Annotated in this window: 7 protein-coding genes; 4 read left to right on the forward strand and 3 right to left on the reverse strand. The window is 55.5% G+C overall.

Annotated elements, in window-relative coordinates:
• Window positions 1-203: 203 nt before the first annotated feature.
• Window positions 204-1451, forward strand: a complete 1248-nt coding sequence (locus P1U45_RS08970) for a mechanosensitive ion channel family protein (RefSeq protein ID WP_301058755.1) — start codon at window positions 204-206, stop codon at window positions 1449-1451.
• A 24-nt stretch (window positions 1452-1475) separates the two neighbouring features.
• Here the strand turns inward: P1U45_RS08970 and P1U45_RS08975 are convergent, their stop codons facing one another.
• Complete coding sequence (locus tag P1U45_RS08975; protein ID WP_301058756.1) at window positions 1476-2579, reverse strand: DUF2336 domain-containing protein; 1104 nt, start codon at window positions 2577-2579, stop codon at window positions 1476-1478.
• A gap of 111 nt (window positions 2580-2690) precedes the next feature.
• Window positions 2691-4529 carry an ATP-binding cassette domain-containing protein gene (locus P1U45_RS08980; protein ID WP_301058757.1) on the reverse strand — a complete coding sequence of 613 codons (1839 nt, stop codon included), beginning with the start codon at window positions 4527-4529 and terminating at the stop codon, window positions 2691-2693.
• An 83-nt stretch (window positions 4530-4612) separates the two neighbouring features.
• Between P1U45_RS08980 and P1U45_RS08985 the strand changes: the two genes are divergently transcribed.
• The 3 genes from P1U45_RS08985 to P1U45_RS08995 all read left to right on the forward strand — a co-directional run bounded on the left by P1U45_RS08985 (window position 4613) and on the right by P1U45_RS08995 (window position 10301).
• A complete protein-coding gene (locus P1U45_RS08985) occupies window positions 4613-5764 on the forward strand; it encodes an aminotransferase class V-fold PLP-dependent enzyme (RefSeq protein WP_301058758.1) in 1152 nt (383 codons plus the stop codon).
• Window positions 5765-6034: 270 nt separating this feature from the next.
• Window positions 6035-9253: a TonB-dependent receptor gene (locus P1U45_RS08990; protein WP_301058759.1), complete on the forward strand. Its 3219-nt coding sequence runs from the start codon at window positions 6035-6037 to the stop codon at window positions 9251-9253.
• Between the two features lie 181 nt (window positions 9254-9434).
• On the forward strand, window positions 9435-10301 hold the full coding sequence (locus P1U45_RS08995) for a pirin family protein (RefSeq protein WP_301058760.1): 867 nt from the start codon (window positions 9435-9437) through the stop codon (window positions 10299-10301).
• 61 nt (window positions 10302-10362) lie between these two features.
• Here the strand turns inward: P1U45_RS08995 and P1U45_RS09000 are convergent, their stop codons facing one another.
• Entirely contained in the window at window positions 10363-12534 is a 2172-nt protein-coding gene (locus tag P1U45_RS09000) for a TonB-dependent receptor (protein ID WP_301058761.1), read from the reverse strand.
• Between the last annotated feature and the right edge of the window lie 107 nt (window positions 12535-12641).

The following is a 12641-nucleotide window of genomic DNA, read 5'->3' on the forward strand; positions in this document are numbered from 1 at the left end:
CAAGTGTGTTCACCTGTGATTGTGACATGCTTATCGGCTGCGTAAAGAAAAATATAGTCCACACGCATGAAGTTGTTTTGATTGAAGCTGAAGCAAGGGGGAGGGGCTTTCATCCCCATTTTGCGGGATTGAGGTCAATCGCCGTATTGACCATGGAACGCCCCTGTTAAAGAACGTGACCAGTTGATTCACGGAGGTTGGGGATGACAACAGCTTCGGCGCCCGAATGGGTTTCCAAGATGCCGCAATGGGCGCAAGACGGATACGCTTATATTGAGGGGCTTTGGTATGAGGGCGTGTTCGGCCTGTCATACGGAGAAGTTCTGACGGCGATAGGCGTTATCTTGCTGTCCCTGATGATCCGCGGCCTGTTTGCGCGAACTGTCGTGCGGGCGATCACGCGCGCCGCAGCGGGCACAAAAACCAATCTTGATGACGCGCTGGTCACGACTATTTCCGCACCGCTCAAGCTGGTTCCGGTGATTGTGGGTGTTTATATCGCGACACAGGTCGTCGATCTGCCACCAACTGCGCAGGCCATTGCTGATAATATCCTCCGCTCCATGGTGGCGCTATCTATCTTCTGGACGCTCAATCGCGCGGTCGGTGCGTTTTCATTCCTGTTTACGGGGCTTCGTGAAACGCTTTCCGGCGCAATTGTCGACTGGCTCGTGAAGACACTTCAGGTCCTGTTCCTGATCGTCGGCGCGGCGGCCGTTCTGGACATTTGGGGAATTCCGATCGGGCCGATCATTGCTGGCCTTGGTGTGTTCGGCATCGCTGTCGGCCTTGGCGCGCAGGACCTGTTCCAGAACCTGATTGCCGGCATTCTGATCCTGACCGAGAAACGCTTCCAGCCAGGCGAATGGATTGCTGTCGATGGTGTCTGTGAGGGGACAGTCGAGAAGATCAACTTCCGCTCCACGCTGATCCGTCGCTTCGACAAAAGCCCGATGTATGTGCCGAACTCGAAGCTGTCCGATAATGCGGTGACCAACTTCTCACGCATGACCCACCGCCGCATCAAATGGGTGGTCGGCGTCGAGTACCGCACCACCGTGGAGCAACTGAAGTTCATCCGCGATGAAATCGAAGCCTTCCTCTGGGATAGTCCGGAGTTTGCCAAGCCACCTACAACGGCGCTTTTCGTGCGTGTTGATACGTTTAATGCCAGCTCGATCGACTTCCTGATCTACACTTTCACGAACACGACCAACTGGGGTGAGTGGCTGGCGCTGAAAGAAAAGCTGGCGCTTGAAATCATGGACATCATCGAACGCGCGGGAACGGGCTTCGCCTTCCCAAGCCGGACGGTCTATATGCAGCAGCAGGACCCGCCGGAAATCATGTCGCCGCCGGAACTGTCAGAACGTGTCGAGCGTGCGCGCGTTCAGAAAGTCGCGCAGGGCAAAGCGCTTGGCATGGATATGGATGACGATGGTGGTGAATAACGCCTGAGCGTCAGGAGGCAGCGATCAGGCTGCCTCATCCTGCGAAGACGCGCCGCGGACTTTCCAGAAGCGGAGCGCACGAGCTGCCGCTTGTGGTGAGACATCGCGATAAACGGCGGCGTACTCCGTCACCATATTCACGGCGTCTTTCTTGCCAGCGACATAAGCGGCAATCGTTGCAAAGCTTTGCAGCGGTGCATCAAGCGCTTTCATGACAAAGGCGAGGCCATCAATGTCGCGCTTCATGTAAATCCCGTGGGCTGCAGCATAGCTGATGCCGGAAATACGGTGCAGGGTTTCACAGAAATTTGAAATCTGATTAGCCTGAATGAAGCGATGAAGATGGCCAATGCCAAGCGCTTCACGCTGTTGAATTTTATCAAGTTCGGCTTCAGCGAGTTTTTGTTCGCGGGACTGTTTCCCGAAATTTTTGCGAACGAGGCGACGGCTGCGTGCAAGCGCGGCGTCGAGTTCCTGTTCGGAAACGCCTTCAAAACGCTTCATGATTTCGCTGCGCAGATCGCTCTCAACCAGCATGACCAGCTCGTTGAGCAGGTCGAGCGGTACATCATCACGGCCTACAAAGCTTTTCTGTAGAAGCGCAGACTTTTGGGCTTTGTCCGCGACCTTCTCCATGGATTCACGGCCGATCTGGGCCGAGCTGTTTTCGAGGAGGGAGGCGATGACCGCTTCAGTACCGTGATCGACGATTGCATCGGAGACTTTCTCACTCACGCCTGCGCGCTTGGAGATCGCCATAATGTGTTCCTGCGTACGCGAGGTCACAATTTCGATCAGGTCTTCATCAGAGAGAGACGCGGAATTTTCAAGAACCGGTCGGGCGACATTGATGTCATCGTCCATCGCGAATGTGCGAAGCGTGTTGTGCACAGGCGCTTTTGATTTTGTGAGCTTTTCGGCGAGTTCGGCTTTCACCGACGCCTGCATGTCTTTCACAACCGCGCCAACAACGTCATCGAACAGCATGCATTCGGCATCGCTGCGTTCGCATGGATCGCCGAGGAAAAGGTCGGTAATCGAACGCAGGAGCTCGCGGCGTTTCTCACTTGAGGATTCGCTGGCGAGATCTTTCAAACGTGCAAAAGCTGAAACGGTGCTGGATGACATTGCGTCGCTCATTCTGTGTATGGTTGAGCATGACCCTAGCCAAAGACCGTTAACGAAGCGTCTGGTAATCTTTGCAAAATTGACTGGGTTCGCAAGAAAAACTGGGGAAAATCAACCTTCCAGCGATTCACGTTTTTCTTCGAGTTCCAGCCATTCCATTTCGGCCTCCTCCAGTTCTACGCGACTGGATTCAAGCTCTTCGCTTGCTTTCTGGAAGCGGGCCGCATCCTTGCTGAAAAGGTTCGGATCAGCGAGTTCGGCTTCCAGATTTTCGATGCGCGTCTGTAGCTGCGGCATTAGCTTGTCGAGCTGTTCAAGGCGGTGCTTGTCTTTGAAAGACAGCTTGTTCTGTGGCTTGGACGCAGCCGGCTTGTCGGATTTAGCTGGCCCTTTGGAAGTCGCCTTGTCCTTTGTTTTTGCGCCTTTAATTTCCTTCAACTGGCGAACGGCATCGCTATAACCGCCCGGTGTTTCCAGCCACTGGCCGTCACCCACCGGTGAGATGCAGGACGTGACGACGCCATCCAGGAAGGCCCGGTCGTGGCTCACCAGAATGAGTGTGCCATCATATTCGGCCAGCATGTCCTCAAGCAGTTCAAGCGTCTCCATGTCGAGATCGTTTGTCGGCTCGTCGAGCACAAGCAGGTTGGAGGGTTTGGCCAAAGCAATGGCGAGCAGGAGGCGATTGCGCTCCCCGCCCGACAGCGCGGCAACCGGCTGGCGAAGTTGTTCGGACTTGAAGAGGAAGTCCTGCGCATATGAGGCGACATGCCGCGGCGTACCACGCACCACGATCTGGTCTCCGCCTTCTGGTGCGAGCGCCTGCCAGAGCGTGTCGTTCGGATCGAGCCGGTCGCGCCCTTGATCGAGATAGGCGATCTCCAGATTTGTGCCGAGTTTCACAGAACCCGTATCCGGCTCCAATTCGCCGAGCAATAGTTTGATCAGCGTTGATTTGCCTGCGCCATTCGGGCCGACAATGCCGAGGCGGTCCCCGCGCTGGACGCGGATGGAGAGGTTCTGCACCACCGGCAGTTCACCGGCCGGTGTGTGGAAGGTTTTGGAAATGCCGCGCGTTTCAATCACGCGTTTGCCAGAACCTTCAGCCGTTTCCAATACCATGTCGGACGTGGCGCGGATTTCGTTCAGGCTGGATTTTCGCGAGACCCGTTCTGCGCGCATGTCCAACACTTTACGAAGGCGGCCCATATTGCGTTTGCGGCGGGCGGTGACGCCGCGCTCCATCCAGCGCTGTTCGGCTTTCAGCTGGGTGTTCAGGCGGTCGAGCGCCTTTTCTTCTTCGGCTTCGACTTCATTCGCCCATGCGTCGAACTCTTTAAATCCGCGATTATAAGAGCGGACCTTGCCCTGACGCAGCCAATAGCAGGAGGTAGAAATCTGTTCCAGGAAGCGGCGGTCGTGGCTCACCATCAGAAGTGCGCCGCGGAAGCTCGCAATGCGGCCTTCGAGCTGTTCGATCGCAGGAATGTCGAGATGGTTGGTCGGCTCATCCAGAAGCAGGATGTCAGGATCTGCTGCGAAGGCGCGCGCAAGAGCTGCGCGGCGCTTCTGACCGCCTGAGAGCTTTGCTGGGTCTGATTCCGGATCAAGGCCGAGCGTCATAAGTTCAGCTTCCGCGACGTGTCGGTCATCTGCTGAAATCGCGGGCAAATCGCCTACCGCGTAATCAATCAGCTTATCAAAGCCTGAGAGGTCTGGTTCCTGCGCCAGATAGACGGCGCGCACGCCGGGCTGGCGCCAGACATCGCCTTCATCGGGCTCTATCACGCCTGCGATAATCTTCATAAGCGTGGATTTACCGGCGCCATTGCGGCCGACCAGTACAGCGCGTTCATTCGGACCGATAGAGAGCGAGACGCCTTCGAAAACGGGTTTGCCCCCCCAGGTGAGGCGAATGTCATTTAGTGAAAGAACGGGAGGTGCTGCCATGGGCGCTATTTCGTTGGTCGTGCCCGTTTTGGCAAGGGAAGAAAGTGTGTACTGAGGAATAAGGGCAGAGAAGGGGCTCAGATATGCCGGTAATCCCATCCCAGCGCGCGCTTTTCGATATTCCCGAGGATGTCGCCTACTTTAATTCCGCCTATCAGGGGCCGCAGCTGAAAGCCTCAAGCGCGGCGATGATTGAAGGTCTGCGCCATAAAGAACGCCCTTGGCAGGTCGCGCCGACGGATTTCTTCGAACAGCCTGAACGCCTTCGGGAATTGCTCGGTAAGATTACGGATACCCAAGCTGACAATTTCGCGCTCATGCCGTCTGCCAGTTATGGGCTGGCGACCGCAGCGCAGGCTTTGTCGCCGCATCTAAAGCCGGGCGATGAAATCCTCATGATCGCCGAGACGTTTCCGTCCACGTATCTTACCTGGAAGCGGGTGAGTGAGGAAACTGGCGCAAGCATAAAGACGGTGAATACGCCGCCCGATCATGACTGGACCAGCGCAATACTGGAGGCCATCACGCCAGCTACGAAGCTTTTGTCTCTGCCGCATTGCCATTGGGGCACGGGCGCGATGATTGATGTCGTCAAAGTCTCTGACGCGGCGCGCGCTCAGGGCGCTTTTCAGGTTTATGACCTGACCCAGTCACTGACGGCCATTCCATTTGATTTTGGCCGCGTGAAGCCGGATTTCGTCGCGACGGCTGGCTATAAATGGATGCTGTTTCCGTATGCTCTGAGTTCTCTCTATATAGATCCGATATGGCATGATGCGCGCCCGCTCGAAGAAACATGGATGAACCGCGAGGGCGCACACATGTTCGAGAAGCTCGCAGAATACTCTTCAACCTATCAGCAGGGTGCACGGCGGTTCGATATGGGCGAGAAGTCCATGCCCGCGCTCATTCCGGGTGGCATCGCAGCGCTCGAACGGATCGCCAATTGGGGTATCGGGAACATTTCCGAGACTCTCAACACGCTGAACACGCAGATTGTATCTTTGCTTGAAGAGGTCGGGCTGACACCGGTCGACACGAGATTTCGCGCGCCGAATATATTAGGTGCAAGTTCACCGGACGGTCTGCCGGATGACCTTTTGCCAGCTTTGGCGGATGAGAAGATTTTCATCAGCAGGCGGGGCAATTCGCTGAGGTTTGCGCCGTATCTCCATATAACCGAGCACGATATGGAGCGGCTGTCGTCTGGCCTGCGCAAAGCCTTTAAACGCTAGCTCTCGTCGCGACCGTGTACGGAATCCGTTGCTGGCAAGATACACTGCAATGAAGTTGGCATAATTGTAGGTATATTTCTCACCTGCACAGAAAATAATCCACTGAAGATCAATTTTCGGGCGATTGCTGTCAACGAAACCGCCGGAGTGAGAAATCTTTTTTTGTAACTTTCCTCTCCCGTTTGTGGCGATACTGATGTTACAATTCGTTCACATGAATTTTTCTTGGGGAGTTCATGTGAGTTTTATAGGGGAAAAAAGGGCATTCCTATGAAGTTTACGCTTACGGCGGCACTCGCGACCGTCTCTTCTCTGGCGCTGCTGAATGGTGCTCCTGCCATCGCGCAGGAAGATACATCCGTTCAGGACACGGTTGTTGTTACAGGTTCCCGCATTCCGCAGGATCCAAACCTCATTTCATCTGTTCCGGTTCAGTCTGTAGACGACGATGACATTCGTCTTTCTGGTGAGATCAACCTCGCTGACATCGTCAACGACATTCCGGCACTCGTTTCATCTCTGACTGCAGAGAACTCAGCGACCGGGGCTAACTCGCTGAACCTTCGCGGTCTTGGCGGTGAACGTTCTCTGACACTTGTAAACGGTCGCCGCCACGTTGCGGGTTTCCGTGGTACGCAGGCTGTTGACGTCGGTTCTATTCCACGTGCGCTCGTTGAGCGTGTGGAAGTGACAACTGGTGGCGCGTCCGCTGTTTACGGTGCTGACGCTGTAACCGGTGTTGTGAACTTCATCCTCAAAGACGACTATGAAGGCTTTGAAGTAAACGGCCGCGTTGGTGCGTCTACTTACGGTGATGCAAACAACTTCACCCTCGACGCGATCTACGGTCGTAACTTCGACAATGATCGCGGTAACTTCGTTGTTACGTTCTCTCTCGAAGAAGACAACAACATCACCTATGGTGATCGTGACTGGTCTCGTGACAACGGCATCGACACAACTCAGGCAAACCCTGACCTGCGCTTCCAGCCAGGTGAACTCGGTGCAAACACACCGAACTTCAACGCGATTTTCGGCGGTTACGGTGGTCTGATCCCAGACGCTAACGATCCAGCGCTCGCTGGTCTGACACTGACAGCTGAAGAGCAGGCTCTGATCGCTCGTGCAGCTGGCGCACCAGCTCGCGTTGTTCTTCAGGATCCACGCTTCTGGCTGACATCTCAGGAAGGTTCTATCGCACCTGGCTTTGGTGGCCGTGGCACGACTTATGTCGACCTGAACAATAACGGCATCGCAGACTGTCAGGAATCTCTGGGTGGCCAGATCGGCTATCTCGCAGGGTGCTGGGTCACTGACGAGAACGGCAATGCGCGCGTCTTCGAAGAAGGCCTGATCGCGTCTGGCGGTCTCTGGGGTTCTGGTGGCGACGGTGGTCGTCTGAACTTCAACCGTGACACGCTGTTCCCTGAAACAGACAAATACGTGATCAACCTGAACACATCTTACGAGTTCACAGAAAACCTCCGTGGTTTCTTTGAAGGTAAGTATGTGAACGCTGAGTCCACGACATTTGCTGAGCAGGACTCTTTCTATGATACGCTCTGGATCAACCCGGACAACGCGTTCATTCCGTCCCAGCTCCAGCCTGTTGCGAACAATGTTGGCTATCTGCTTCTTACGCAGGACCCGCTCGACTGGTCTGACAACAACGAGTCTACAAACGAGCGTGAAACATACCGCGCTGTTGCCGGCCTCGAATGGGAACCAGTTGATGGCCACATCGTAGAAGTTTCTGCGAACTACGGTCTCTTCCGCAACACATCAAACTACACAGGTCTCTACCTTGACCGTGTGTTTGCTGCGATTGACTCAATCGAGCTGCCAAACGGCGACATCGTTTGTCGTTCAGACGTAGATCCGAACCCGTATTACGAGATCGACTACTTCACAGCGTCCAGCGGTTATGCAGACGGTGCTTACTTCTCTGATCGCTTCTACAGCTTCACGCCAGGCGACGGTCAGTGTCAGCCGCTGAACCCGTTCGGCACTTACTCTGCAAGCCAGGCGGCTCAGGACTTCGTGACGTCTGATCTTGAAGACGTTCTCGAGCTCGAGCAGTTCGTTCTGTCTGCTGTTGCAGCTGGTGAATTCGACGTATTCGAAAACTTCCTCGCTGGCCCAATCGGCTACGCGGCGGGTATCGAGTACCGCGAAGAAACATCTGACAACCAGCTTGATTCACTCACGCTTGGTATCCTGCCGCAAGGTACGTCGTTCACACCGGGTGTGAACGTCAACACAGTGTCTCCATGGCTCTACTCATTCACGTCTATCGACAACACACAGCAGTTCAACACAGCTGGTTCTTACGACGTGTATGATGTCTTCGCAGAGGTTCGTCTCCCAATTCTGGCAGACCGTCCATTCTTCGAAGAGCTGACAGTCGACGCGGCTGTTCGTCAGTCTGACTATTCTACATCTGGCTCTGCTACGACGTGGAAAGTCGGTGGTACATGGGCGCCAACATCCGACATCAGCTTCCGTGCTACGGTTTCTGAAGCGGTTCGTGCACCAAACATCTCCGAGCTGTTTGACCCGCCACTGCCAATCACAATCGCAGCGACAGCTGACCCTTGTGACCCGGGCAACGTAGGCAACGGTTCTTCTCAGCGTGAAGCAAACTGTATTGCTGACCTTCTCGCTGCTGGCGTGCCACAGGCGCAGGTGACTGACGCAAACGGCAACCTGATCTGGAACAACCCGCTGACAGGTCGTTTCTCAGGCGTATCAGGTGGTAACCCTGACCTCGAGCCAGAGACTGCTGAAACTTACACAATCGGTGCGATCTTCCAGCCAAGCTTCATTGAAGGTCTGATCTTCACTGTCGACTACTGGGATATCAAAATCGACGACGCGATCGACGCTGTTGGTTCTCAGGACATCCTTGATGGCTGTCTCGACTCCGGTAGCTACCCGGGCGCAGCGTTCTGTCAGCAGTTCACTCGTCGTGCGGACGGTGGTCTGAACTTCCTGTCTTCAGGTCAGATCAACTATGCACGCCTCGAAGCAAGCGGCGTTGACTTCTCTGCTGGTTACACCTTCGACTACGGTGAAAACACCTTCGGTGCTCGCCTCGTTGGTTCTTACCAGGAGAAACTGAATCGCTTCTTCAACCCGCTCGACCTCACAGAGATTGATCCGGAAGTTGGCGAGCTTCAAGTTCCAGAACTCTCTGGTAACCTGACCCTGACCTGGGATCGTGGTCCGCTTTCTCTCGCATTCCAGACAAACTATCTGGACGAGCAGTCTGTTGCGGAAATCGAAGACATCGGCCTCTATGGCGACGGTGCATTCTTCGACTCCTCTTACATCTTCGACGTAAGCGCGAACTACGAGTACAGCGACACAACAACGTTCTACGGTGGTGTAAACAACCTCACGAACGAAGAGCCATACTCTACCCAAACGGCTTGGCCGGTTGGTCCACGTGGCCGCTTCTTCTTCCTGGGCGTTCGCTACGTCAACTAGGTCGAATTCGATCTGAAATCATCCAAGGTGCGGGGGCGAAAGCCCCCGCATTTTTTTGTGCCGCTTATAGGCACCTGCGGGAACGTACTTGTGAGCGCGGCGTCGTGAAACATATCCTTTATCGGACCAGAAATGCCGGTCCTTCCAAGGTCAGTGAAGGGTAGGTTGAAAGGAAAAGAAAATGACCAAGAGTTTCGTACAGATCATGCGCGCCCCGCAAAGCCATTGGGTCGGCGACGGGTTCTATGTGCGCTCTCTGTTCAATTATAACGGCGACACGGCTGCGATCAGCCCGTTCCTCATGCTGGATTATGGCAACCCTTACGCATTCCCGCCAAATGATACCGGACGTCCCCGCGGCGTTGGACAACACCCGCACCGCGGCTTCGAGACTGTGACTATTGTTTATGATGGCGAGGTGAGCCACCGCGATTCACATGGCGGTGGCGGCACGATCGGTCCGGGTGATGTTCAATGGATGACAGCCGGTGCTGGCGTGATTCATGAGGAGTTTCACTCTCAGGCCTATTCGGAAAAGGGCGGGCCATTCCGTATGTGTCAGCTATGGGTGAACCTGCCGAAGAAGGACAAGATGGTGCATCCGCGCTATCAGGCGATCCTCGATGCCGAAATTCCGGTTGTGGAATTTGATGGCGGTAAGGCGCGCCTCATCGCGGGTGAACTGGATGGCGTCAAAGGCGCTGCATCGACCTTCACGCCGATGAATATCTGGGATGTGAAGCTCTCTCGCGCTGGTGAGATGACGCTGGATATTCCCGATGGCCACAACACCATGCTGGTCGTTATGTCCGGCCATATTGATGCGGGTGGTTACCGCGTGAATGCCGGTGAGGCAGCGCGTTATTCTGTTGAAGGTGAGGGCGCGACCTTCTTCGCCGGTGAGAAAACGGTCCTGCTCGTGCTGACTGGTGAGCCGATTGACGAGCCTGTGGTCGGTCATGGCCCGTTCGTCATGAACACCGTGCAGGAAATCCATCAGGCGTTTGCCGATTTCCAGTCCGGCCGTTTTGGCGGCATTCCGGACTAGGTCATTGTAGACATCCGAATTGAAGAACGCCCCGACCAACCGGCCGGGGCTTTTTTTATTCTTAGTAGCTCACATTCACCGAGAGCCAGAGGCGACGCGGTTCCTGATTGATCGCATACTCATTCGAATATGCCTGCGAGCCACGGCTCGTATAAGGCATGTACTGGATGAAATCCTCATCGAGTAGGTTATCAATCGTAGCATTGAACGTGACATGGTCGTTCGCGCGCCAGCCGCCGCCAAGGTTGAACAGGACGTAGCTTGAATAGTCTCCGAGCTGGTCCTGCGCTTCACCTGCACCGCGATAGCGATCTGATGCGTATTCGCCGCGGATCCAGAGATTGATGTCCGAGGTGACATCCCAGTTCACGCGCGAATTCAGCTGGTGCTGTGGCACGTTCACAAGTGGCTCGCCAATGCTCGGCCCGCTCTTTTGCTCGCTGTCCTGATAGGTGTAGTTGAGCGAGATGGTGACGTCCTCGAAAGCCTGACGCAGAGACGCCTCGACGCCGCGCGTTTCGGCCTCATCCACGTTGATGGACTGGGAGAAGGTCGCAGGGCGTGGCCAGTAGCCGTAATCAACACAGGAATCGGACGCCGGCAGGGCGTTGTATTCGGCTTCTGTCAGCGCATAGGCGCAGTTGATCAGCTCCGGGCCGTTAGCGATCTTATCTTCAAACGTGTTCTGGAACACGGTCAGGTTACCTGTAAGACCTCGGCCGTCTGTGAAGTAAACGCCTGCCTCATAGGTTGTGCTTGTTTCCGGCTGCAGTGTCGGTGTGCCGAGTACAGGGATGGTGCCCTGACCACGGAAGCCGATAATTCCGGACGCAATCTGCTCAAGACGCGGTGTTTTAAAGCCACGGCTGACGCCGCCCTTCAGGGTCAGATAATCGTTTGCCGTCCAAACGAGGTAGGCGCGTGGAGAGAATTGCTCGCCGAACGTGCTGTGATTGTCGTACCGGCCGCCAACGGTCAGCGCGAGATCGTCAATGATGCGCCATTCGTTTTCCGCGAATAGAGCCCATTGCTCATGGCTGAAAGGTTCTGCTGCGACGCCGTCAACCATTTCGGCATCCCAGAACTGGCCGCCAATTGTAAATGTGTGCTGGCCAACCGTACGGTAGAAACGGCCATTATAAATTGTGTTCGTCGCTTCCAGATCGCGCGGGTCGCCCGCAAGGCGGTTCGTGCCAGCGACATCGGACGGCAGAACGCGGCCGAGTGTTTCTGTCGTATTACGCGTAATGTCGGCGTCGAGCACGCCGTCCAGGATTTCGCCGGTGTAAGCCAGCACAAACTGTTCACGGTTGAACTGAAGCTCGTCAGCATAGCCGCGTGTGCCCAGCGTGCCGAGCTGGCCTTGCGAGTTATCGAAGGATTGTTCGTTGATGTCGGCGTCGAACCAGATGCGGTGATCGCCATTTGGCGTGTAGGTGAGGCGGCCACCTGCAGTCCAGATTGTGCCTTCTACCGGGGACGGGCCACGACGTGAGACTTCAATCGGGGCACCGTTCGCGTCTGTGAAGACCAGTTCAGAGGCTTCGCGTTCGAAATAACGGCCTCGCACGGCAAAAGCGAGCTGACCGGGCACGACCGGACCATCGGCATAGAGCGTGGTGTTATAGCTGTTGCCGAAATCATCATCGCCCTGCAGCGTTGCGTCGACGCCGAGATCAATACCGAAGTCTTCGTCGGGCGTGCGTGTGATGATGTTCACCACGCCGCCCATCGCATCAGACCCGTAAAGCGTAGACATTGGGCCGCGCACAACTTCGATACGCTCGGTCGCGGAAACAGGGGGGATGAAGTTTGCTGATGTGTCGCCGAAGCCGTTAGGCGTGACATTGCCGGCAGCGTTCTGACGACGCCCGTCTACCAGTACGAGGGTATAATCGCTCGGCATGCCGCGAATGGTGATGCTCTGGCCACCTGTTTTGCCGACGCCATTGCCGATATCGACACCAGGCACATTGCGGAGTGCTTCTGCGAGGCTGTTCACGCGCTGCTGTTCCAGCTCTTCGGCAGGGAGCAAGGTGATGCTGGCCGGTGCGTCTACGATGTTTTGCTGGAAGCCTGCCGCCGTGACCACGATGTCGTCCAGCATGCGCTCTTCAGTGTCTCCGTAAGCCGGTTCAATCGGGTCGGCATCGTCAGCTTGTGCGGCAAGTCCCTGCGCGACGGCGAGCCCGATAGCCATTGCGCTGATGCTTCGCAGAAATCCGTTTTTCATAACTACCCCTAGTTTTGCGAATAATTCTCATTTGCGTAATCGTGGGGTAATGCTCTTGCAAATCATTTGCAACAGAGTCGAGGAAGATTTCTCAAAATATTTTCACG

Origin of the sequence: Ponticaulis sp. (assembly GCF_029210165.1) — a bacterium.
Classification (GTDB): Bacteria; Pseudomonadota; Alphaproteobacteria; order Caulobacterales; family Hyphomonadaceae; genus Ponticaulis.